Origin of the sequence: Nocardia puris, from assembly GCF_003315035.1 — a bacterium.
Lineage (GTDB): Bacteria > Actinomycetota > Actinomycetes > Mycobacteriales > Mycobacteriaceae > Nocardia > Nocardia puris.
Genome location: NZ_QNRE01000010.1, coordinates 22968 through 46596 on the forward strand (window position 1 = coordinate 22968; position 23629 = coordinate 46596).

Sequence of the window (23629 nt, forward strand, 5' to 3'; positions counted from 1 at the left end):
CCCGAGATCCCCGAGGGGGACGAGATGACCACACCGCCGTTCGATTCGCTCTACCGGCACGGTTTCGCGCGGGTCGCGGTGGCCGTGCCCCGGGTGCGGGTCGCCGATCCCGCCTACAACGCCGAGGAGACGCTCGCGCTGGCGCGCCGGGCCGCCGCCGACGGCGCGGTGCTGACGGTGTTCCCCGAACTCGGCCTGTCGGCCTACTCCTGCGACGACCTGTTCCACCAGGACGCCCTCGACGACGCCGTGGACGCGGCACTCACCCGGCTGGTGGCCGAGAGCGCCGGCATCGACACCGTGCTGATCGTCGGCGCGCCGGTGCGCGATCAGGGCCGATTGTTCAACTGCGGCATCGCGATCTGCCGCGGGCGGGTGCTGGGCGCCGCGCCGAAGAGCTACCTGCCGAACTATCGCGAGTTCTACGAGAAGCGCCAGTTCGCCGCGGCGCGGGAGAACCTCTCGGGCACGGTGACCATCGCGGGACAGCGGGTGCCGTTCGGGGCGGATCTGCTGTTCACCGCGACGAATCTGGAGGGCTTCACCTTCCACCTGGAGATCTGCGAGGACGGCTGGGTTCCGTTGCCGCCCAGCGGATACGCGGCACTGGCGGGCGCCACGGTGCTGGTGAATCTGTCGGCCAGCAATATCGTCATCGGCAAGGCCGAGTACCGGCGCGCGCTGTGCACCTCGCATTCGGCGCGGTTCCTGGCGGCATACCTGTATTCCGCTGCCGGGCACGGGGAGTCGACCACCGACTTGGCCTGGGACGGGCAGGCGCTGGTATGCGAGAACGGCGAATTGCTCGCCGAGGGTGAGCGTTTCGGCGACCACCCGCGACTGGTGACCGCCGATGTGGACCTGCGCCGCCTGGCCGCCGACCGCCTCCGCACCACCAGCTTCGCCGACAACGTGCACGACCACCGCGAGCGGCTGAGCGCGCTGCGGCGGGTGGACGTCGACCTGCCGGTCCCCTCCGGCGCGGTGGAGTTGCGACGCGAAATACCGCGCTTCCCATACGTTCCCGCCGATCCGGCCGCCCGCAACGAGCGTTGCGCGGAGGTGCACCACATCCAGATCGAGGGCCTGAGCACCCGGCTGCGCGCGACCGGGTTGCAGCGGCTGGTGATCGGCGTGTCCGGCGGACTGGATTCCACGCAGGCGCTGCTGGTGGCGGCCGGGACGATGGACCGCCTCGGCCTGCCGCGCACGAACGTCCTCGCCTACACCATGCCGGGTTTCGCGACGAGCGCGCGCACCCGCACCGACGCGCACCGGCTCATGGCGGCGCTGGGCGTGACAGCGAACGAGATCGACATCCGCCCGTCCGCCACCCAGATGCTGCGCGACCTGAATCACCCTGCGGCCGAGGGTGTTCCGCAGTACGACGTGACCTACGAGAACGTACAGGCGGGCGAGCGCACCTCGCACCTGTTCCGGCTGGCCAATCAGCACGGCGCGCTGGTGGTCGGCACCGGCGATCTGAGCGAATTGGCGCTGGGCTGGTGCACATTCGGCGTCGGCGACCACATGGCGCACTACAGCGTGAACGCGTCGGTGCCCAAGACCCTGATCAAGTACCTCATCGCGTGGGCGGCCGAGCGCGAGCGGTTCGGCGCGGCGGCGAGCGAAGTGCTGGAATCCATTCTGCGCACCGAGATCTCACCGGAGCTGGTGCCCTCCGACGATCAAGACAGCGAGGGCCCCGGCCAGAGCTCGGAGGCCGTGGTGGGCCCCTACGAGCTCCAGGATTTCCACTTGTACTACCTGTTGCGCTTCGGCTACCGGCCCAGCCGCATCGCGTATCTGGCGCGGCACGCGTGGGCGGACCCGGCGCGCGGGGCGTGGCCGGATCTGATCCCGGCCGACCAGCGCAACGCCTACGACTTGCCCGCGATCAAGCACTGGCTGGCGGAGTTCCTGCGCCGGTTCGTGCAGACCAGCCAGTTCAAACGCTCGACGCTGCCGAACGCGCCGAAAGTCGGTTCGGGCGGCTCGCTCTCGCCACGCGGCGACTGGCGCGCACCGAGTGACGCGTCGGCCGCCGCGTGGCTGGACGAACTGGCACGCAACGTGCCCTGAGGACTCACCCCTCCTGGGTTTTCGCGGCCAGGATCGAGGCCAGCGCCTCCTGGAGATTCGCCTCCAGGCGGTCCTTGTCCAGTCCGAGACCGGTGAGCAGTCCCTCGCCGTTCTCGCGCTCGAGCAGGGCCAGCAGCACATGCTCGGTGCCGATGTAGTTGTGGCCCAGGCGAAGTGCTTCGCGGAAGGTGAGTTCGAGGACCTTCTTGGCCTCCGCGTCGAAGGGGACGAGTCCGGCCGGGGCGTCGGAGCTCTCGGCGGGCGAGATCGCGGCGGTGGCGGCCTCGCGGACCGCGTCGAGGGTGAGTCCGGTACCGATGATCTGTTGCGCCGCAAGCCCTTCCGGCTCGGCGAGCAGGCCGAGCACCAGGTGCGCCGGGCTGATCCGCTGGTTGCCCGCGGTGCGCGCGGACTCCTGCGCGGCCATCACCACCGCGCGGGCGCGCGGGGTGAACTTGGCGAAGCCGGCGTTGGGGTCCATGGCGGCCGCGTCGGCGGGATCCTTGGGCACGAACCGCTTCTGCGCGGCCTGCTTGGAAACGCCCATGGATTCGCCGATGTCGGTCCAGGACGCGCCGGCGCGGCGCGCCTGGTCGACGAAGTGGCCGATGAGATGGTCGGCCACCTCGCCCAGGTGGCCCCCGACGACCACGGCGTCGGAGAGTTGCTCGAGCACGTTGTCGGGGCGAGCCTTCTTAATGCCGTCGATGAGGTCGTCGAGGCGAATGGAGGAAGTCATGCGTCAACCATAGGTTGACGATCCGGGAATCGTCAACCTATGGTTGACGCTTGGCGGAAACCCGCCTATTTCGCGCCCGCCGACGCCGCCGCGAAGCGCACGATCCGCTCCTTCACCCACGCGCCCGTGCGGCCGCGCAGCACGGTGCCGCGCGGGCTGTCGTCGGCGCGCACGAACTGAACCAGTCCGTCGTGCCTGCCCAGGCTCAGGCATTGCAGGACGTAGCGGAAGCCGAGCCCGCGCGGCTCCCGGCCGGCCAGCCGCGCCAGGGCCGCGTCGGCCGCGTATTTACCGGTGGGCAGCGCGGTGGCGCAGGCCATCCGCAGCTCCCGGTCGCCGGGGCCCGCGACGACGGCGCTGTCCCCGGCCGCGTACACGTTCGGGTGTGAGACCGAGCGCAGCGACGAGTCGGTGCGCACGCGCCCGGCGGCGTCCACCGCGAGTCCCGAGCGCGCCGCCAGATCCGGCACGCCGAACCCGGTCGTCCAGACGGTCACGTCGGTGGGCACGACCTCCCCCGAGGCCAACCGCACGCCGTCGGCGAGCACCTCGGTGACCTTCGCGTCCGGCCGGATCTCGACGCCGAGACGCTCCAGCACGCGGCGGATGTGCGCGACGGCCTTGGGCGAGAGCCACGCGCCCGGCTCGTCGGGGCTGAACAGCGTCACGCGCGAATCCGGCAGCGACTCGGCCAGTTCCGCGGCCAGTTCGATGCCCGTCGCGCCCGCGCCGACCACCGCGATCCGGCCCGCGCCCGCCGTCCAGGTCAGATCCTCCGGTGTGGCAACGAATTTCGCGTGTTCGGCCGCACCGGGCACCCCTGCGGTGTCGGCGATGCTGCCGAGCGCGTAGACGAGCGTGTCGTAAGCGAGCGTGGCGCCGTCGTGCAGCCGCACCTGTCCGGCGGCGGTGTCGATGTGTTCGGCGCGGGCGTGGACGAAGCCGATCCCCTTGCCCCGCAGCAACTCCGCGAGATCCCAGCGCCGCACCGACTGCCCCGCCGCCACCTGATGCAATCGCACCCGCTCGACGAACTCCGCGCGCGCGTCCACCACGGTGACCTCGGCGCCCTTGCCCGCGAACCGGCGCGCGGCCGACAACCCCGCGTAACCCGCGCCGAGCACGACGATCCGATGCTGTCCGGTCATGATGTGGCTCCTCTCGATTGGCCTACACCAGTTCGACCGGACAGCCCCGCGATCCCTGACAGATCCCCGGCGTGACCCGCGTCACCCGAACCCGGACTCCCCGGCCCGCGCCAGCCGCGCGAGCTTGTCGGGATTCACCACCAGGTACAGCGCCGACACCGCGTCGTCGGCCAGCTCGTAGGCGATCACGATCAGCGGTGCACCACCGACGCGCACCACCAGGCCGGGCGCGCCGTTGAACTCCTCGATCGCGAAGTCCATCTCCGGCACCGCCCAGCGCCACAGCCCGACCAGGTAGCGCGCGACTTTGCCGGCCCCGTGCACCGGCCGCCGCGCCGCGTTGACCTTCCCGCCGCCGTCGGCCACGGCGATGACATCGGCGGCGAGCACGCTCTCCAGCTTCTCGACGTCCCCGTTGCGCGCGGCCTCGAGAAAACGCTCGATGAGGGCGGTGGCCTGCGCGGGCGGCACGGTGAACCGCGACTTGCCATCGCGCACACGCTGACTCGCGCGGCGGTAGGTCTGCTGGGAGTTGGCCTCGGTGAGCGAGAGCATGTCGGCGATCTCGCGGTGGGCGTAACCGAACGCCTCACGCAGCACGAACACGGCGCGCTCCACCGGATTCAACCGCTCCATCGCGGCCAGCAGGGCCAGCGAGACGAGTTCGCGCTCCTCGGCCGTCTCCAGCGGGCCCAGTTCACCGCCCGAGGTGGGCACCGGTTCGGGCAGCCACACGCCCACGTAGGACTCGCGACGGGTGCGCGCCGAAACCAGCCAGGTGCGACACAGATTCGCGAGAACGGTGGTGAGCCACGCCTCGGCCGAGCCGATCGCGGCGCGGTCGGCGGATTCCCAGCGCAGGTAGGTCTCCTGCACCGCGTCCTCGGCCTCGGCGGCCGAGCCGAGCATCCGGTAGGCGAGCGCGTACAACCGGGGGCGGTGCGCCTGGAACGCGCTCAATCCGTCGGATTCCACGCCTCACCTCTTCCGCGGTACCGGGGCACACCCCGTTCGGCCTCGCCGCCGAAGCGAAGGGTACCCGCCCACGGCGACTACCTCGTGACGTCGTCGGATTGCTCCCGCTTACCGCCCGGCCTGCGCAGCCGCAGCCGGGCGGTGGACCCGCGCGCACCGGACCGCACCGCCGGACGACGCCGCTGCGCCCGCCGCTGGGCGCGGCGCTCGGCGGGCTTGTGCTGCCAGGTCTCCGGACGGGCCGCGACCCAGCGCTGCGAATGCCAGGCGAACGGGATGTGCGCCAGGTACAGCGCGACCAGGACGAGCAGCAGGACGATCGGGTAGGTCACCAGCAGCGCGGCCGCCAGCGCGACCAGCACCAGCAGGCCCGCGGCCGCCTGCGGCGCCACCGACACCGACTTCATGGCCAGCGTCGGGATGGTGCTCACGCACAGCGCCGCCGCGAACACCGTCCACGCCGCCACCTCGTAGAACCCGACCCACCAGCCGTCGCCGAACTGCACGTACAGCGCGATCGGCACCAGCGCGATCAGCGCGCCCGCGGGCGCGGGCACGCCGACGAAGTACTCGCGCGCCCAGTCCGGGCGGGTGTCGTCGTCGAGCAGGGTGTTGAACCGGGCCAGCCGCAGCACGATGCTCACCGCGAACAACAGCGCGATGATCCAGCCCGCGCTGTTCTCGTCGAGCAGCGTGACGTAGAGGACCAGCGCGGGCGCCACACCGAAGGAGATCGCGTCGGACAGCGAGTCCAGTTCGGCGCCCATCTTGGTGGTGGCGTCGAGCATGCGCGCCAGCCTGCCGTCGAGGGTGTCGAGCACCGCGGCCGCGCCGACCATGGCCAGCGTCAGGTCGAGCCTGCCGTCGAGGGCGAACTTCACCGCCGAGAGTCCCGCGCACAGCGCGAGGATCGTCACGATGCTCGGGAGCAACCGGACGCTGCGTCGCCTGCGCCGCTGCGCGGGCACAGCGGCTTCCATCATGACAACTCGGCCAGGACGGTCTCGCCGCCTATGGTGCGCTGGCCCGGCTGGACCAGCAGTTCGGTGCCCGCCGGGAAGTAGGTGTCCACGCGCGAGCCGAAGCGGATCAGCCCGTAGGTGTCGCCGATGGTGACCTTGTCGCCCACCACGGCGTCGCACACGATGCGGCGGGCGAGCAGACCGGCGATCTGGACGACCACCAGGCGCCTGCCGTCGGCGAGTTCGAGCACGAGGCTGGTGCGCTCGTTGACCGTGCTGGCCTCGGGCAGATCGGCCGAGCGGAACTGGCCGTCCTGGTGGCGCACGTCGACGACGGTGCCGGAGAACGGGATGCGCTGCACGTGCACGTCCAGCACGGACAGGAAGATGCTGACCCGGGGCAGCGGCTGCTCGCCCAGGCCGAGTTCGGCGGGCGGCACCGCGGTGTCGACGAGCGCGATCTCGCCGTCGGCGGGCGCGACGACCACGCCGGCGCGGTTCGGGGGCACCCGGTTCGGGTGGCGGAAGAAGGTGGCGCAGGCCGCCGCGGCGACCAGGCCGGTCCGGCGGACCCACTTGCGTTTGCCGCCGAGCACGGCGACGGCCAGCGGCGCGGCGACGAACGGCAGCCCGGCGGGGTGCAGCGGCGGAATGGTGCTGCGGACCAGATCGATGACATGCCCGATTCCGGTGGTCTCGGGCGTGCCGGGCGGGGTGGGACGGCGTGCCACAGGCTCCTCTTTCGTGCTGGTTCGTGGTCGGTTACGCCACTCCACGATAGGTCCGGCGTAAGCGATCACACACTACGGGAAAGGAGCCCGTGGCACGCGGGTCAGCCGTCAGGCCCTGCGGCCGGTCACCAGCTTGACCAGGAACAGCAAAATCACAGCGCCGCCGAGGCAGGTGAAGAAGCTGAACCACAGGCCGCCGCCCTCGACGTCCACGCCGAGCAACTTCAGCAGGAAGCCACCGAGCAGGCCGCCGATCACGCCGACCACGATGTTCAGCACGATCCCCTGCTGAGCATCCGTTTTCATGAACTTGCTGGCGATCCATCCGGCGAGGCCGCCGATGATGATCCAGCCGATGATCCCGAGACCGAGCATTGATTCCTCGCATCACTAGTTGGGGGCGCGCCGAACAGCAATCGATGCGCTATCCGCAGGTATACCCGGGAAAAGTGACCATACGCACGCCCGCCACGCCGCTGCGAGCTAATATGAGGGGGCCTCATGTCTACGCTCACGTAGCTTCGCCGGGCCTCCCCGGCCGGCAGCGCCGCAGGTTATTAGGAGACGCATCATGTCTGCTCGACTCGCCCAAACCATCGGGGCAGAGCACACCGCGATCCTCGGGCTCGGCGTTTATCGCCCCGCCCGGGTGGTCACCAACGACGAAGTGGCGGGTCCGATCGACTCGAGTGACGAGTGGATCCGGACCAGGTCGGGCATCAAGACCCGCCGATTCGCCGCCGAGGACGAGACGATCCAGAGCATGAGCGTGGCCGCCTCGCGCGGCGCCCTGGCCTCGGCGGGGGTGGACGTCGACCAGGTCGACTGCGTCATCGTCGCGACCTCCACGCACCTGCTGCTCACGCCCGCCGCCGCTCCGCGCATCGCCACCGAGCTGGGCATGACCGGGGCCGCCGCCTTCGACATCTCCGCAGGTTGTGCCGGGTTCTGCCACGCCCTGGCGCTGGCCTCGGACCTGGTGCGCGCGGGCACCTCGAAGAACGTGCTGGTGATCGGTGTCGAGAAGCTGACCGACACCATCAACATGACCGACCGCTCCACGGCGTTCCTTTTCGCCGACGGCGCGGGCGCGGTGGTGGTCGGCCCGTCCGACGAGCCGGGCATCGGCCCCACGGTGTGGGGATCGGACGGCACCCAGCACCACGCCATCCGCCAGGACAAGGACTGGATGGAGTTCTTCGCCGAGATCGAGGAGAAGGGCCTCGACGCCGTGCGGCCCTACCTGACCATGGAGGGCACGGCCGTGTTCCGCTGGGCCGCGCACTCGCTGGAGAAAGTGTGCCGCGACGCGATCGACCGCGCGGGACTGGCCACCGAGGACATCCAGGCGATGATCCCGCACCAGGCCAACGGCCGCATCATCGAGATCATGGCCCGCGTGCTCAAGCTCTCCGAGGACTGCGCGCTGGCCAACGACATCGAGGAGACCGGCAACACCTCCGCCGCGTCGGTGCCGCTGGCCATGGAGGCGCTGCTGCGCAAGGGCGAGTCCAAGCCCGGCGACACCGCGCTGCTCATCGCGTTCGGCGCCGGGCTCTCCTATGCCGCGCAAGTGGTGACGATGCCGAACTGGGCCTGACGACCCCAACCCGGTTCGGCCTGCCGCGCGCTGCCGGGCCGAACCGGGAAGGTCAGCCCAGGCCCCAGGTGACCGTGACGGTGAACGTCACCGTCCGGGTGCCGGGTTCCAGCGCGAACGAGTCGGCGGCGGCGCCGCGTTCCGGGCGGACCGGATCGCCGCTGGTCGATTCGGTGATCGTGATGACGTCCTTCAGATCGTCCCCGGAGAGGTCGGCGTACTGCTGGGCCCGCGCCCGCGCGTCCTCGAAGGCGCGGGTGCGGGCGTCGGCGAGCAGCTGCGAATCGTCGTCCAGATCGAAGGAGACCGAGCGCAGCCGGGTCTCGTCGCCGCCCGCCGCCACCGCGGCGTCCAGCACGGCCGAGGCCTTCGGCAGATCGCGCACCACCACGCGCACCGAGTTGGCCGCGCGGTAGCCGGTGACGGTGCGGCCGTCGCCGTCCGGGGCGTAGACCGGGGTGATGGTGACGTCGGTGGTGGTGATGTCCTCGCGGGGGACGCCCGCCGCGACCACCGCGTCGGTCATCGCGCTCGCGCGCTCGTTCGCGCGGCCGATCGCGGTGGACACGTTGTCGGCGGTGACTTCCACACCGAGATCGGCGGTGAGGATGTCGGGGGCGCCGCGCACCTCACCGGTGCCGACGACGGTGACCTCACGGGCGGGCGAATCCGAGGAACCGCAGCCGGTGAGCAGGACGGCCAGCGCGGCGGCGGCCGCGGCGCAGGGGATCGAAGGTCGCATGACCGGCAACCTACGCACCGCGGGCGTCGTCCGGCGGGCGAACACGCCGGACGACCCGCCGCTCACCCCTCGGCGGCGACCTTGATCTTGGCCAGCGTCTCGTTCATCCCGCGCACCAAGTTGTCCTCGAACGCGGGCTCCCCGCCGAGCACCACATCGATGACCTTGCGGACCACGGGGTTCACGCCTTGGGGCACCGACCGGCGCTCGGTGAGCTTGGTGCCGGTGGCGGTGGGCTCGAGCAGGTAGCTCCAGACGGTGAAGTTCTCGTTCATGCGGAACGCGAACTCGCGGTTGGGCTCCAGGCGCACGATGCGGGAGGTGGTCGGCCAGCGCTTCCAGCCGTCCTTGTTGAGGTTGACCGTCCAGGTGCCCACCTTCACCGAACCCAGCGGCTGCATCCGGACCGTCATGGGACTGAATTCGGGCATCCGCTTCAGGTCGGAGACGATCGCCCAGACCCGCTCCGGGGGCGCGGCGATATCGATGGTCGCTTCGAGATTGTTCGGCAACACTGCCTCCATGGTGCGGCCCGGTCGTCCGAGCTGGTGGGTACGACCAGCCATCCTATCGGTGTCCGGGACAGCAATCTCGGTCACATTCGGCAAATATTCCTTGGCACCCTCCGTAATACGGCGCGCACAATGACGGATAGACGAAGCAGTAGGCGATATCCGTTCGGTGAGGTGATCGGCCGTGAAACTTCGCTCGTTCTTACATCGGCGGCAGCCGGGCAAGGTCCCGCTGCTACCCTCCCTCGGACCCGACGACGGGCAACCGGTCCACGGCGCGGCCACGCGCCGCGCGCCGCGGGCGTTCGCCCAGGAAGAACGCCTGGAGCGGCTGCTCACCCCGTCGGAACTGGAATTGGTGCGCGAGCACAAGGTCTGACCTGCGCCGACATAGGTGCGACGGAGTCCGGCGCGGTCCGGACGCGGGGGTCGGGGTGACGGGGGCCGGGGGAATACATCGGCGACATCGGGGCCGCCGAAGCGACATACTCGTGGGGTGACTGCACCCGCTGCTACGAAGCCGGCGATTCTGAGCGTGGACGACGATCCGGGCGTCTCGCGCGCGGTCGTGCGCGACTTGCGCCGCCGGTACGGCGCCGACTACCGGATTCTGCGGGCGGAATCCGGCCCGCAGGCGCTCGACGCGCTGCGCGAGATGAAACTGCGCGGACAACAGGTCGCGGTGCTCATCGCGGACTATCGCATGCCCGGGATGGACGGCATCGAGTTCCTCGAGCAGGCCATGGACCTGCATCCGTACGCGCGCCGCGTCCTGCTCACCGCCTACGCCGACACCGACGCCGCGATCGACGCGATCAACGTGGTGGATCTCGACCACTATCTGCTCAAGCCGTGGGACCCGCCGGAGGAGAAGCTGTACCCGGTGCTGGACGGACTGCTGGAGGCGTGGCGAAGCAGCGAGCACCGGCCGGTCACCGAGACCAAGGTGGTGGGCAACCGGTGGTCGCCGCGCTCCTCGCAGGTGCGCGAGTTCCTGGCCCGCAACCAGTTGCCCTACCGCTGGTACCTGGCCGATGAGCCGGAGGGCGCGCGGCTGCTGGAGGCGGCGGGCGCCGACCCGGAGCGATGTCCGGTGGTGATCACCTCCGAGGGCGAGGCGCTGGTGCAGCCCAGCGACAGCCTGCTGGCCGAGAGCGTGGGCCTGACGGTGAATCCGGCGGGCGATTTCTACGATCTGATCGTCGTGGGCGGCGGCCCCGCCGGACTGGGCGCGGCGGTGTACGGCGCGTCGGAGGGCCTGCGGACCGTGCTGGTCGAGCGCACCGCCACCGGCGGGCAGGCCGGGCAGAGTTCGCGCATCGAGAACTATCTGGGTTTTCCCGACGGACTGTCCGGCGCGCAGCTGGCCGACCGGGCCCGCCGCCAGGCCGCGAAGTTCGGTGCCGAGGTCATCACCACCCGCGAGGTGGTGGGACTGGAGGTGAACGGGTCGGCACGCACGGTGCGCTTCGCCGACGGCGGACGGCTGTGCGGGCACACCGTCATCATCGCGACGGGCGTGGACTACCGGCGTCATCCGGCGCCCGGTGTGGACGAATTCACCGGGCGCGGTGTGTATTACGGCTCGGCGATGACCGAGGCGTCCGAATGCGCCGGCCACGAGGTGTACATCGTGGGCGGGGCCAACTCGGCCGGGCAGGCGGCGGTCTTCCTCTCCCGCAACGCGCGCACGGTGCATTTGGTGGTGCGCGGCGATTCGCTGGAGAGGTCGATGTCGCACTATCTGATTCAGCAGATCGAGCAGATCCCCACCATAGTGGTGCACACCAACACCGAGGTCACAGCCGCGCACGGCGACGAGCATCTGGGCCATATCGTGTTGCGCGACAACGTCTCCGGTACCGAAGAGAAGGCCGAGGCCGAGCGGCTGTTCCTCTTCATCGGCGCGGCCCCGCAGACCGACTGGCTCGACGGCGTGGTCAAGCGCGACGAAGCCGGTTACGTCCTGGCCGGGCCCGACCTGATGGTGGAGGGCGCGCGCCCGGCCGGCTGGGAGCTGCCGCGCCCGCCGCACCACCTGGAGACCAGCGTGCCCGGGGTGTTCGTGGCCGGCGACGTGCACGCCGAATCCGCCAAACGCGTGGCCTCCGCGGTCGGTGAGGGGGCCATGGCCGTCATGCTCGTCCACCGCTACCTGGCCTGATCGGAGACGCCGATGTCCGAGGAAACCGCCACGCGCACCACGCATCTGGTCTGCGATCCGGAAGAGCTGCGCCGGATGTTCCTGTTCGAGAAGCTGAACGACGAGCAGCTGGCCCGGCTCTGCGCGGAGGGCCGCATCGAGTACATCGAACCGGGACCGGTGTACCGGGAGGGCGATCCGGCGACCTGCTTCTACGTGCTGATGGACGGCGAGGTGCGCCTGACGAAGTTGTCCGGCGGCACCGAGATCGAGCTGACGCGCACCGATCACACCGGCTCCTACGCCGGCGCGTGGACCGCCTACCTGGGCGACAAGGCCGAGCAGAACTACTCGGGGTCGATGTACGTCACCCGCAAGTCGCGGTTCTACGTGCTGGATGCGGGCGCCTTCTCCGGCATGATGCACGACTGGTTCCCGATGGCCGTGCACCTGCTCGAGGGCGCGTTCTTCGGCAACCGCAGCGCCCACGAGCGGGTGGCCGAACGGGAGCGGCTGCTCGCGCTGGGTTCGCTGTCGGCGGGCCTGACCCACGAGCTGAACAACCCGGCCGCCGCCGCGGTGCGCGCCACCTCGGGCCTGCGCGAACGCGTCGCCGGGATGCGGCACAAGCTGGCGATGATGGCCGACGGACGCTTCCAGCCCGACATGCTGCTGACGCTGGTGCGGTTGCAGGAGGAGGCGGCCGCGCAGGTCGCCAAGGCCCCCGAGCTGACGCCGATGGAGGCCGCCGACCGCGAGGACGCCGTGGGCGACTGGCTCGAGCAGCACGACATCGCCGACGGCTGGGCGCTGGCGCCGAACTTCGTGCAGGCCGGCCTCGACGTGGACTGGCTGGAACGGGTGCAGGGCACGCTGGAGGGCTGTCCGGAGAAGGTGTTCGAGGGCGCGGTGCGCTGGCTCAACTACACCATCGAGACCGAGCTGCTGATGAACGAGATCGCCGACTCCACCACCAGGATCTCCACGCTGGTGGACGCGGCCAAGCAGTATTCGCAGATGGACCGGGCCCCGTTCCAGGTGGTGGATCTGCACGAGCTGCTCGACAGCACACTGGTGATGCTCAACCGCAAGCTCGGCGAGGGCGTGCGGGTGGTGAAGGAGTACGACCGCACCCTGCCGCCGGTGCCCTGCTACGCCGCCGAGCTGAACCAGGTGTGGACCAACCTGATCGACAACGCCGTCTACGCCATGCGCGGCGAGGGCACCCTGACCCTGCGCACCGGCCGCGACGACGACTGCGCGTTCGTCGAGATCGGCGACACCGGCCCCGGCATCCCCGAGGACATCCGCCGTCGCATCTTCGAACCGTTCTTCACCACCAAACCCGTCGGCGAAGGCACCGGCCTCGGCCTCGACATCTCCTTCCGCATCGTGGTCAACAAACACGACGGCGACATCCGCGTCGACTCCGAACCGGGCAACACCCGCTTCACCGTCCGCATCCCCCTCCAGAGACGCAACGAGTCCGAACAACCATTGAGCCCCCCGAACCCATGAGCGCCTACGCACGATCCGCACTCTCCCAGCCACCTCGGGGAGGGAGCCCGACGACCGACCGTTCGCGGCCGTCTCGCGTCCCAGCGCTCGAAGCGCATGCGCGCAGCGCGAGTCTCGAGCGCTGGGACGCGAGACAGGAAGGGCCGCGAACACGCGCGCCCCGGCGCGCCAACAACACAGCGCCGTAAACCCGCTTCAACCCGCCAAAGCATCAACAGAATGCGCCAACCACCCAGGAGGTCACACGATGTCCATCGAAGGGATCGATCCGACCGCGGTGCCCAGCGGCCCCGGCTGCCTGGAATGCGAAGCGGCGCAAGGCTGGTGGGTGCATCTGCGCCGCTGCGCGGAGTGCGGGCACGTGGGGTGTTGCGACAGTTCGCCGTCCCAGCACGCCTCCAAGCACGCGAAGGACACCGGGCACCCGTTCATCCAGAGCTACGAGCCGGGTGAGGACTGGTACTGGGACTTCCGCACCGACGAGATGTTCAGCGGCGGGCCCGAACTCGCGCCCCCGCACAGCCACCCGGCCGACCAGGGCGTCCCCGGCCCGCGCGGGCGGGTGCCCGCGGATTGGCAGTCGCACATCCATTGACCGCGTGCCCTGCGATCAGCGATCGTTTGGGCGTTCACAAGCCACCGGGCGCACGGTGGTGGCACAAGGCCGTGCCCCCACTGGACAGCCGCCCACCTCCAACCCCATCATTGCGACCCGACCAGTAACATCCGCACCCTCCCAACCACAACGGAGGGGGCCTGACGACCGACCGTTCGCGGCCGTCTCGCGGACCAGCGCTCGAAGCGCATGCGCGCCAGCGCGAGCCTCGAGCGCTGGGACGCGAGACAGGAAGGGCCGCGAACCCGCGCGCCCCGGCGCGCCAACAAACACAGAGGTTTTACGAAGAATGAAGCGAGTTTCCGTCCTAGTCCTGGCGGTCGGCGCGGTGGCCCTGGCGGCGACCGGGTGCGGCGGCTCCGACGAATCGACCGACGCCAGCGGCCTGCGCAAGGGCAACACTTCGGCGAGCGCGCCCGCGGACACGTCGACGCCCGCGTCCGCCCCGGCGGAACCGGCCGAGGACACGGAATCCCCGGAGTCCTCGCCCACCTCGCCGGTGGACACCTCGTCACTGGGCCCGGCCTCGCGCACCACGTGCGGTGAGTTCAAGGAGCTCGACGGCGACGCGGAGAAGGCGCTGATCGAGCGGATCCTCGCGGAGAACCCGGACAGCCCGTTCGCGGGCAGCCCGAATGTCGCCCTCGGCACGGCCAAGCTGGTGTGCCTGGCGCCGGACAACGAGGACAAGCCGGTCGCGGTCGCGGCGCGGATCGTCTAGGCGGCCCCCGCCACCGCGGCGGCGCGGGCACAATGGCGTGCGTGGCTGAACTGGCGTTGACCGCTCGACTGAATCCGTCCGCCGCCGATGCCAGGCGGGGGGTGGTGCGGCTGCATCCGGAGGCGCTGGCGGCGCTCGGGTTGCGCGAGTGGGACGCGATCGCGCTCACCGGTGCGCGGCGCACGGCGGCGGTGGCCGGTCTGGCCCCCGCGGGCACCCCGGCGGGCGTGGCGCTGCTCGACGATGTGACGCTGTCGAACGCCGGTCTGCGCGAGGACGCGACGGTGGTGGTGGCGCCGGCCCCGGTGGCGGGCGCCAAGCAGATCTCGGTGAGCGGCTCGGTGCACGCCACCCGCAGCATTCCGGCGGCGACGCTGCGCCAGGCGCTGCTGGGCAAGGTGGTGACGGTCGGCGACGCGGTGTCGCTGCTGCCCCGCGAGCTGGGCCCCGACATCCCGACTTCGACCGCGACGCAAGCGCTTTCGCGCGCGTTCGGCATCGCGTGGACGACCGAGCTGCTCACCGTCACCGCGACGGACCCGGCGCGCGGCCCGGTGAGCGTGCAGCCGAACACGGCCGTGGTGTGGGGCGCGGGCGCGGTGGCCGCGATGGACGCCGCCGACCGCGCGGCGACCGGGCGCCCCATCCCGGCGGGCGAGGCGTCGCTGGTCGCGACGGAGGCCACCCCGGATTTCGTGAACGGTCGCGCGGCGGCCGTGCGCGACGAACCGCCGGTGCCGGTGGAGGATCTGGTGGGCGTGCACACGCAGGCGGCCAAGCTGGGCGAGTGGCTGAGCCTGGCGCTGGACGAGCCCGAATTGCTCAAAACCCTTGGCGCGTCGCCGCATCTGGGCGTGCTGATCACCGGCCCGGCGGGCGTGGGCAAGGCGACGCTGGCGCGGTCGGTGATCGCGCCGCGCCGGTTGATCGAGCTGGACGGCCCCACGGTCGGCGCGGCGGAGAGCGGCGCGCGGCTGCGCGAAGTAGCCGCGGCGGTGGCCGAAGTGGGTTCGGGGCGCGGCGGCGTCCTGCTGATCACCGACGTGGACGCGCTCCTGCCCGCCGATCCGGAGCCGGTGGCCACGCTGATCCTGGACCAGTTGCGCGCGGCGGTGGCCGAACCGTGCGTGGCGTTCGTCGCGACGACGGCGCACCCGTCCGCGGTGGACGCGCGGCTGCGCGCGCCGGACCTGTGCGACCGCGAGCTGGCCCTGCCGCTGCCGACGGCGGCCACCCGCCGCTCGCTGCTGGAGCTGCTGCTGCGCAAGGTGCCGACCGGAGATCTGAAACTGGACGAGATCGCCTCGCGCACACCCGGTTTCGTGGTCTCCGATCTGGCCGCGCTGTGCCGCGAGGCCGCGCTGCGGGCGGCCTCGCGCGCCAGCAAGGAGCAGACCGATCCGCTGCTCACCCAGGAAGATCTGCTCGGCGCACTGGGGGTGATCCGGCCGCTGTCGCGTTCGGGCACCGAGGAACTCGCGATCGGCAGCCTCGGCCTGGACGATGTGGGCGATATGGTCGAGACCAAACAGGCGCTCACCGAATCGGTGTTGTGGCCGCTGCGGCACCCGGATTCGTTCGCCCGCCTGGGCATCGACCCGCCGCGCGGCGTGCTGCTCTACGGCCCGCCCGGCTGCGGCAAGACCTTCCTTGTGCGCGCGCTGGCCGGATCGGGCCAGCTCAGCGTGCACGCGGTCAAGGGCGCCGAGCTGATGGACAAGTGGGTCGGCGCCTCCGAGCGCGCGGTGCGCGAATTGTTCCAGCGCGCGCGGGATTCCGCGCCCTCGCTGATCTTCCTGGACGAGGTCGACGCGCTGGCCCCGCGTCGCGGGCAGAGCTCGGATTCCGGGGTCTCCGACCGGGTGGTCGCGGCGCTGCTCACCGAACTCGACGGCGTGGAGCCGCTGCGCGACGTGGTCGTGCTGGGCGCGACGAACCGGCCCGAGTTGATCGACCCCGCGCTGCTGCGGCCGGGTCGGCTCGAACGGCTGGTGTTCGTGCCGCCGCCCGACGCCGAGGCGCGCCTGGCCATCCTGAACACGGCGGGGCGTGCGGTGCCGCTCGCGGACGATGTCGACCTGGCCGCGCTGGCCGCGGATCTGGACGGCTACTCCGCCGCCGACTGCGCCGCGCTGCTGCGTGAGGCGGCGCTGGCGGCCATGCGCCGCGACGTGGACGCCGCCGATGTCACCGCCGCGGATCTGGCGCTGGCCCGCGCCACCGTGCGCCCCTCGCTGGAGCCCGAGCAGGTCGAGCGTTTGCGCAGGTACGCGCGCAATCGCGGCTGATCCGCGCCGCGCGGCCCGGTCGGGGCCGCAATCGCGAACAGCGGAGTGCGCGGCGGGTATGTTGCCGTAGTGCGGCAACGTATCGGTGCGGCGGTCGACGCGACAGCGGCGTTCTTCGGGGCCTCGGTCGCCGGTATCGCGCTGCTGTTGCCGATCGCGTTCTCCTGGACGGCCGCGGGCACCCCGACGCACGTCGCGGGCCTGGTGGCCAGCGTGCCGCGTGGCGCGACGATCGGCATGGTCGTCGCGGTCACCGTCGCGGTGCTCATCTGCTCGTTCGCACGGCCAGCCACGGGCTGGCTCGTGGCATTCGCCGGTGCGCTCGGCATCCTCGTCAATCATTCGGCCGGACGTGCCGCCACTTCCGCCGATCTGCTCATCACCCAGAACTACGTCGACTCGGTCTGCGCGGGCGTCGCGCTCGGCGCGCTGGGCGCCGCCGTGCTGCGCACCTCGTTGCCCGCCCTCGGTTTCGCGCTGGGCGCGGGCGGTGTCGTCGCTGTCGGCGACCTGGCCGACGTGCTCGGCATCCCCGGCCAGGACCCCTGGGCCGTCTTGGAGACGCCGCCGCGCTGGTTGATCGCGGCGGCCGTGCCGCTGCTGCTCATCGCGGCGATTCGCCACCGCGGTCGTGCGACATCGGACGAGGGCGACAGCGGTGCCACCACCACAATCGACCTGCCGATCACGCCGATCCTGGCCTCGCTAGTGCTGGGACTGGTGATACTCGCGGCCAGTGAGTGGCTGTCGCGTCAGTACAGCCACGTATCGGCGCCAGGTGACAACCGTCTCGACATCGCCATCGCCGTCGCGGCCACCGTGGTGGCCGCGTTCGTCGCGGCCATGCTACTGCCGGGCCGTGACGGGGCGGGAGTGCTGCTGGCCGTCGCGCTCACCGCGGCCGCCGATGCGCTCGGCGCCGCCCCGCGGCCGACGTGGAGCCTGTTCGCGGTGATCGTTCTCGTCGCGCTCGGGTTGTACGCGGGCTTGAAGGCGCCCGCGCCGTTCGCCGCGCTGGTGCTGATCGCGGGCTTGTGCGTGCTCGCATCCACCCTGACGAATCAGGGCGACAAGACATTCGTCGCGGGCACCGCCGCGCTCGCGCTCACGGTCGGCTACAGCTGCGGCGCGGCCCGTCCGCGTTACGGTCCGAGCGGCGTACTCGCCCTCGGCGCGTTGTACCTCCCGAGCGTGGTCACGGCCCTGCCGGTCGACGGAGCGGTGTGGCCGCCGCGCGACAACACCGCCGACCCGGCGACACCGGGCCGGGTCGCCCTGATCGTGACCGGCTGCTGCGCGCTCGCGTTACTGATCTTGTACCGGATGCGCCCACGCCCCCGGACCAGCGGCAAAGCCACCGATCCCGGCGTCGGCGGCGACGTGCGCAACACACGTTCCTGGCCGTAAAGAAATCATAAGTAGGGGGTGCGACCAATGATTTCGGCGGCACGTAGGATGAAACCGCACCACCTGGCCGAAACGACCGATGGAGCGCTGGTTTGCTCGTAATCCTTCTCGCACACGCTGTTGCCGCGGTCGCCGCACCGATGTGCGTACGAGCATTGGGGCGCAACGCGTTCGGCGTCCTCGCGCTCGCCCCGCTGGCCGGTCTGGGCTGGGTCGTCGCGAATTGGGGTACGACACAGCAGGTTCGGATCACCTGGGCGCCGTCCATCGAGATGAACATCGACCTGCGCTGGGACTCGCTCTCGGCGATCATGGCCGCGCTCGTCCTCGGCATCGGCACCCTGATCCTGATCTACTGCGCCCGGTACTTCACCGACGACGAACCGCGCCTCGGCGCATTCGCCGCACAGCTGGTCGGCTTCTCCGGCGCCATGTTCGGCCTGGTCACCAGCGACAACATGCTGTTGCTCTACATCTTCTGGGAAACGACCACGGTGCTGTCGTTCCTGCTGGTCGGCCACAACGCGGAGAAGGCCGCCAGCAGGCGCGCGGCCATCCAAGCGCTGCTGGTCACCGGCGCGGGCGGCTTGGCCATGCTGCTCGGCATCATCATCATCGGCCAGAGCTTCGGCACGTATCAGCTCTCGGAACTGCTCGCGATCGGCGTCGCCCCCGACAATGTGGCGGTGCAGGTGGGCGTGGTGCTGCTGCTGGTCGGCGCGCTCAGCAAGTCCGCGATCGTGCCGCTGCATTTCTGGTTGCCCGGTGCCATGGCCGCGCCCACCCCGGTCAGCGCGTACCTGCACGCCGCAGCCATGGTGAAGGCGGGTGTGTACCTGGTCGCGCGGCTGGCGCCGCTGTTCGCGTCCACCGCGCCGTGGCACCCGATGGTGCTGATCCTCGGCGCGGCCACCATGCTGCTCGCCGGTCTGCGCGCCCACCAGGTCACCGACCTGAAATTGCTGCTCGCCTTCGGCACGGTGAGCCAGCTCGGCTTCATGATCGTGATGGTCGGCATCGGCACGCCCGACGCGGCACTGGCCGGCGCCGCGCTGATCGTGGCGCACGCGCTGTTCAAAGCGTGCCTGTTCATGGTCATCGGCATCATCGACCACGGCACCGGCACCAGGGACCTGCGCGAACTGTCCGGGCTGGGGCGCAATTCACCCGTGCTGTTCGGTGTGGCCGCGCTCGCCGCGCTGAGCATGGCGGGCATCCCGGTGCTGCTCGGCTTCGTGGGCAAGGAGAGCGCACTCGCCGCCATCCTCGACGCGGGCAATCTCGCCGAACCCGCGCGGATCGCGCTGTGCGTGGCCATCGTGCTCGGCTCGGTGCTCACCGTCGGATACTCCGCGCGCTTCGTGTGGGGCGCGTTCGCGGACAAAGCGGGCATCCCCCCGTCGCCGTGGCACGCGCCGGGCCCGATCATGCTCGGCCCGGCCGCGCTGCTCTCGGCAGCCGGACTGGTGGCGGGACTCGGCGCGAGCCAGCTGGACAAGCTGCTGAACCCGTACGCGGAGACCCTGCCCGGCGTACTGCACACACACCTGGCCCTCTGGCACGGATTCACCGTGCCGCTCGCGCTCACCGCCGTGATCATCACGCTAGGTATAGCCCTTTTCCTGGTCCGCAAAACCATCGGCGAATCCGAACATCCGCGCCTGGGTAACGCCGACCGCGTCTACGACGCCACCCTGCGCGCGATGGACAAGGTCTCGCTGCGCATGACCGGTTCCGTGCAACGCGGTTCGCTGCCGCTGAGCCAGGCCACCATCCTCGGCACCATGGTGATCCTGCCCGCGGTGCTGCTGGCCCTCGGCACCCGCACCGGCGTGGAGCTGCGCCTGTGGGACTCGCCGCTGCAACTGGTCATCGCGGCCATCATGATCGCTATGGCGATCAGCGCCACCGTGTTGCGCAACAGGCTCGCCAGCGTGCTCGTCGTCGGCGTCACCGGCTACGGGTGCGGTGTGATCTTCGCGCTGCACGGCGCGCCCGACTTGGCGCTCACCCAATTCCTGGTGGAGACGCTCACACTGGTCATCTTCGTGCTGGTGCTGCGGGTCTTCCCCGCCGAGATCGAGGAAGGCCGGATGGCCAGCCGGTTCAAGCTGGGCCGCGCGGCGCTGGCCGTGGCCGTCGGCTTCACCGTCGCGGTGCTGGCCGCCTTCGCCACCGCCGCCCGCAGCGCCGAACCGATCTGGCACCGCATCCCCGAGGCCGCCTACACCTTCGGCGGCGGCAAGAACGCCGTCAACGTGCTGCTGGTCGACATCCGCGCCTGGGACACCCTCGGCGAGATCTCGGTGCTCATCGTGGCCGCCACCGGCGTCGCCTCGATGGTGTTCCGCACCCGCCGCTTCGGCAGCGCCCCGCGCGCGGCCGACGCGCCGAACTACAATCCGGACCTGGTCAGCTGGCTGCCCGCGGCCCGGTTGGTGGACCGCAAGGAACGCTCGATGGTCCTGCAGGTCACCACGCGCCTGATCTTCCCCACGATCATGGTGATGTCCATCTACTTCTTCTTCGCCGGCCACAACGCGCCCGGCGGCGGGTTCGCGGGCGGGCTGACCGCCGGTCTGGCGCTCACGCTGCGCTACCTGGCGGGCGGGCGCTACGAACTCGGCGAGGCGCTGCCCGTCGACGCCGGGCATCTGCTGGGTGCGGGCTTGGCGCTGTCGGCGGGCACCGCGGCGGCTTCGCTGCTGCTGGGCGCGCCGCCGCTGTCCTCGGCCATCATCGAGGTGACGCTGCCGATCTTCGGTGACGTGAAACTGGTGACCGCGCTGTTCTTCGACCTCGGCGTCTACCTCATCGTGGTCGGCCTTGTGCTCGACGTGCTGCGCAGCCTCGGCGCCCGCCTGGACACCGAACTCGGCGACACCGCCGCCGAGGAAGAGCCCGCCGCGATGTCGGGAGGCCGCTCGTGAGCGCGAACCTGATCCTGCTGATCCTGATCGGTGTGCTCACCGCGTGCGGTGTGTACCTGATCCTGGAGCGCGCCGTCTCGAAAATGCTGCTGGGCATGATCTTGTTCAGCAACGCGGTCAACGTGCTCATCCTGACCGTGGGCGGGCCGAGCGGCCATTCTCCGATCGGCGGCCCCGACCAACCAGTCGACGGCATGTCCGATCCGCTGGCGCAGGCGATGATCCTCACCGCGATCGTCATCACCATGGGCTTGTCGGCCTTCGTGCTGGCTCTCGCCTACCGGTCCTACACCCTGACCACCACCGACGACGTGCAGAACGACCCGGGCGACGAAGAAGTCGCCGCCCGGCGTGATGGAGAGGACCCGGAAGATTGAGCCTCTCCCCGGAACTGCTGCCCGCGCTCGCACCGCTGCCGGTGCTGCTGCCGCTGCTCGCGGCGGCCGCCACGCTGGTATTCGGCCGCAGGCCGCGCACCCAGAGCGCGCTCACCCTCGGTACGCTCAGCGCGACCGTCCTCATCTGCGGCGCGCTGCTCTTCCTGGCCGACCAGCACGGCACCACCGCGGTGCAGGTGGGCGGGTGGGACACCCCGATCGGCATCACCTTGGTGGTGGACCGGCTCTCGGCGTCCATGCTGCTCATCTCCTCGATCGTGCTGCTGGCCGTCTCGATCTACGGCGCAGGCCAGAACATCCGCGACGGTGACGACCGCCAGCCCACTTCCATCTACCGGCCGACCTACCTGGTGCTGACCGCGGGCGTTTCCGCGGCCTTCCTGGCCGGCGACCTGTTCAACCTGTTCGTCGGCTTCGAGATCCTGCTCGCCGCGTCGTTCGTGCTGCTCACCGTCGGCGCGACCGCCGAGCGCATCCGCGCGGGCATCGCCTACGTCATGGTGTCGATGCTGTCGTCGGTGATCTTCCTGGCGGGTATCGGTCTGGCCTACGCCACCACCGGCACCCTCAATATCGCCCAACTGGCGGTCCGACTCGGCGAGGCGCCCGAGGGCGTGCGGACCGCGGTCTACGCCGTGCTGCTCGTCGCGTTCGGCATCAAGGCGGCGGTGTTCCCGCTGTCGAACTGGCTGCCCGACTCCTACCCGACCGCACCCGCGCCGGTCACCGCAGTCTTCGCCGGCTTGCTGACCAAAGTCGGCGTGTACGCGATCCTGCGCACGCATACGCTGTTCTTCCCCGACGGCGGCTTCACCACCATCCTGATGGTGTGCGGTCTGCTGACCATGCTCGTCGGCATCCTCGGCGCGATCGCTCAGAACGACATCCGCCGACTGCTCTCGTTCACCCTGGTCAGCCACATCGGCTACATGATCTTCGGCGTCGGGTTGGCCAGCACCAGCGGCCTGGCGGGCGCGGTGTTCTACGTCGCCCACCACATTCTGGTACAGACCGCGCTGTTCCTGGTGGTGGGCCTGATCGAGCGACAAGCCGGGTCCACCTCGCTGCGCAGGCTCGGCGGACTGGCCACGGCGAGCCCGCTGCTGGCCATCCTGTTCCTGATACCCGCGCTGAATCTGAGCGGTATCCCGCCATTCTCCGGCTTCATCGGTAAAGCCGCGCTGCTACAGGCGGGCGCCCTGGATGGCAGCGTCCTGGCCTGGGTGTTGGCCTCCGGCGCGGTGGTGACCAGCCTGCTCACCCTCTACGTGGTGGCGCGCGTGTGGTCCAAAGCGTTCTGGCGGCCCCGCGTCGAGGCGCCCGAAGGGCACCTCACGGCGGCGCGCCCGCCGACGCTGGTCGAGGACTCGACGGATGTGCTCTACGACGAGCGCACCGATCCCGGGCGTATCCCGGCGCTGATGCTGTTCGCCACCGGCGCCCTGGTCGCGGTGAGCCTGAGCCTGACGGTACTGGCCGGGCCGATGCTGTCGATCGCCGACCGGGCCGCGGAAGATCTGCACAACCCGGCGGTCTACATCGGCGCGGTGCTCGGCGGTGGGGAGGAGGGCTCACAATGACGAACTGGCGTCCGAGCAAGGAGACGGTGCTGCGCGTCGCGCTCCTGCTGTGGCTGGCGTTCGTGTACATGCTGTTGTGGGGACATCTGACCGTCGGCAACCTGGTCGCCGGCCTGGCGGTCGGCGCGCTGGTCATGGTGGCGCTGCCGTTGCCGCGCATTCCGGTCGCCGGGCGGTTGAATCCACTGGCGATCATCGAGGTCGCCGCCGTGATGACCTATTACGGCATCGAATCGAGCTTGCAGATCGCCTGGTTCGCCGTCCGGCCGGGTCCACCGCCCGTTTCCGGAGTGCTGCGGGTGGGCCTGAGCACCCGGTCGGATCTGGTGTTGGTGCTGATCGTCGACCTGTTGAACCTCATTCCGGGGACCATGGCGCTCGAGATCGACCGGCACCGATGCCTGGTCTACGTCCATGTGCTCGACGTCGGCAGCGAGGCCGCGGTAGCGAAGTTCTACCACCAGACCCGCCGTATCGAGCGCCTGCTGATCTCCGCTTTCGAGCGGCCCGTTCTCAAACCAGTGCGGAGGTGATTCG

21 protein-coding genes are annotated in these 23629 nt (G+C 70.5%); 13 read left to right on the forward strand and 8 right to left on the reverse strand.

Going from position 1 to position 23629, the window contains the following annotated elements; translation table 11 throughout:
• Positions 1-24: 24 nt before the first annotated feature.
• Positions 25-2082: an NAD(+) synthase gene (locus DFR74_RS22715; RefSeq protein ID WP_067511389.1), complete on the forward strand. Its 2058-nt coding sequence runs from the start codon at positions 25-27 to the stop codon at positions 2080-2082.
• A 4-nt stretch (positions 2083-2086) separates the two neighbouring features.
• Here DFR74_RS22715 and DFR74_RS22720 read toward each other — a convergent pair whose 3' ends face one another.
• The 6 genes from DFR74_RS22720 to DFR74_RS22745 form a co-directional block, all read right to left on the reverse strand.
• Positions 2087-2821: a Clp protease N-terminal domain-containing protein gene (locus DFR74_RS22720; RefSeq protein ID WP_067511390.1), complete on the reverse strand. Its 735-nt coding sequence runs from the start codon at positions 2819-2821 to the stop codon at positions 2087-2089.
• A gap of 65 nt (positions 2822-2886) precedes the next feature.
• Positions 2887-3969 (reverse strand): NAD(P)/FAD-dependent oxidoreductase, encoded by a 1083-nt coding sequence (locus DFR74_RS22725; protein ID WP_067511391.1) that lies wholly within the window; start codon positions 3967-3969, stop codon positions 2887-2889.
• An 81-nt stretch (positions 3970-4050) separates the two neighbouring features.
• Positions 4051-4944, reverse strand: coding sequence for an RNA polymerase sigma-70 factor (locus tag DFR74_RS22730; RefSeq protein WP_067511392.1), 894 nt, complete (start codon positions 4942-4944; stop codon positions 4051-4053).
• A 77-nt stretch (positions 4945-5021) separates the two neighbouring features.
• Entirely contained in the window at positions 5022-5924 is a 903-nt protein-coding gene (locus DFR74_RS22735) for a CDP-alcohol phosphatidyltransferase family protein (RefSeq protein ID WP_067511393.1), read from the reverse strand.
• Entirely contained in the window at positions 5924-6637 is a 714-nt protein-coding gene (locus DFR74_RS22740) for a phosphatidylserine decarboxylase (protein WP_067511394.1), read from the reverse strand. Before DFR74_RS22740 ends, DFR74_RS22735 begins: the two co-directional genes overlap by 1 nt.
• 108 nt (positions 6638-6745) lie before the next feature.
• Positions 6746-7012 (reverse strand): GlsB/YeaQ/YmgE family stress response membrane protein, encoded by a 267-nt coding sequence (locus DFR74_RS22745; RefSeq protein ID WP_067511395.1) that lies wholly within the window; start codon positions 7010-7012, stop codon positions 6746-6748.
• 196 nt (positions 7013-7208) lie between these two features.
• Between DFR74_RS22745 and DFR74_RS22750 the strand changes: the two genes are divergently transcribed.
• Positions 7209-8237, forward strand: coding sequence for a beta-ketoacyl-ACP synthase III (locus DFR74_RS22750; RefSeq protein ID WP_067511396.1), 1029 nt, complete (start codon positions 7209-7211; stop codon positions 8235-8237).
• A 52-nt stretch (positions 8238-8289) separates the two neighbouring features.
• On the opposite strand, the gene DFR74_RS22755 is transcribed toward DFR74_RS22750, so the two are convergent.
• Complete coding sequence (locus DFR74_RS22755; RefSeq protein ID WP_067511441.1) at positions 8290-8979, reverse strand: SIMPL domain-containing protein; 690 nt, start codon at positions 8977-8979, stop codon at positions 8290-8292.
• A gap of 62 nt (positions 8980-9041) precedes the next feature.
• Positions 9042-9491, reverse strand: coding sequence for an SRPBCC family protein (locus DFR74_RS22760; RefSeq protein ID WP_067511440.1), 450 nt, complete (start codon positions 9489-9491; stop codon positions 9042-9044).
• Positions 9492-9675: 184 nt separating this feature from the next.
• On the opposite strand from DFR74_RS22760, the gene DFR74_RS22765 reads away from it, so the two are divergent.
• The 11 genes from DFR74_RS22765 to DFR74_RS22815 all read left to right on the forward strand — a co-directional run bounded on the left by DFR74_RS22765 (position 9676) and on the right by DFR74_RS22815 (position 23625).
• The gene (locus tag DFR74_RS22765; protein ID WP_067511397.1) at positions 9676-9870 is read left to right on the forward strand and encodes a hypothetical protein; all 195 of its coding nucleotides are present in this window, start codon (positions 9676-9678) and stop codon (positions 9868-9870) included.
• Positions 9871-9987: 117 nt separating this feature from the next.
• Entirely contained in the window at positions 9988-11655 is a 1668-nt protein-coding gene (locus DFR74_RS22770) for an NAD(P)/FAD-dependent oxidoreductase (protein WP_067511398.1), read from the forward strand.
• A 12-nt stretch (positions 11656-11667) separates the two neighbouring features.
• Positions 11668-13152 (forward strand): ATP-binding protein, encoded by a 1485-nt coding sequence (locus DFR74_RS22775; RefSeq protein ID WP_067511399.1) that lies wholly within the window; start codon positions 11668-11670, stop codon positions 13150-13152.
• A 247-nt stretch (positions 13153-13399) separates the two neighbouring features.
• Positions 13400-13747: a UBP-type zinc finger domain-containing protein gene (locus tag DFR74_RS22780; RefSeq protein ID WP_067511400.1), complete on the forward strand. Its 348-nt coding sequence runs from the start codon at positions 13400-13402 to the stop codon at positions 13745-13747.
• Between the two features lie 310 nt (positions 13748-14057).
• Positions 14058-14489, forward strand: a complete 432-nt coding sequence (locus DFR74_RS36165) for a hypothetical protein (protein ID WP_067511401.1) — start codon at positions 14058-14060, stop codon at positions 14487-14489.
• A 32-nt stretch (positions 14490-14521) separates the two neighbouring features.
• The gene (locus tag DFR74_RS22790; protein ID WP_067511402.1) at positions 14522-16777 is read left to right on the forward strand and encodes an AAA family ATPase; all 2256 of its coding nucleotides are present in this window, start codon (positions 14522-14524) and stop codon (positions 16775-16777) included.
• 69 nt (positions 16778-16846) lie between these two features.
• Positions 16847-18184 carry a hypothetical protein gene (locus DFR74_RS22795; RefSeq protein ID WP_067511403.1) on the forward strand — a complete coding sequence of 446 codons (1338 nt, stop codon included), beginning with the start codon at positions 16847-16849 and terminating at the stop codon, positions 18182-18184.
• 92 nt (positions 18185-18276) lie between these two features.
• Entirely contained in the window at positions 18277-21114 is a 2838-nt protein-coding gene (locus tag DFR74_RS22800; protein ID WP_067511404.1) for a Na+/H+ antiporter subunit A, read from the forward strand.
• Complete coding sequence (locus DFR74_RS22805) at positions 21111-21491, forward strand: Na(+)/H(+) antiporter subunit C (protein ID WP_067511405.1); 381 nt, start codon at positions 21111-21113, stop codon at positions 21489-21491. The genes DFR74_RS22800 and DFR74_RS22805 overlap by 4 nt, the downstream gene beginning before the upstream one ends.
• Positions 21488-23092 carry a Na+/H+ antiporter subunit D gene (locus DFR74_RS22810; protein WP_067511406.1) on the forward strand — a complete coding sequence of 535 codons (1605 nt, stop codon included), beginning with the start codon at positions 21488-21490 and terminating at the stop codon, positions 23090-23092. Before DFR74_RS22805 ends, DFR74_RS22810 begins: the two co-directional genes overlap by 4 nt.
• Positions 23089-23625 carry a Na+/H+ antiporter subunit E gene (locus tag DFR74_RS22815; RefSeq protein WP_067511407.1) on the forward strand — a complete coding sequence of 179 codons (537 nt, stop codon included), beginning with the start codon at positions 23089-23091 and terminating at the stop codon, positions 23623-23625. The genes DFR74_RS22810 and DFR74_RS22815 overlap by 4 nt, the downstream gene beginning before the upstream one ends.
• Positions 23626-23629: the final 4 nt, after the last annotated feature.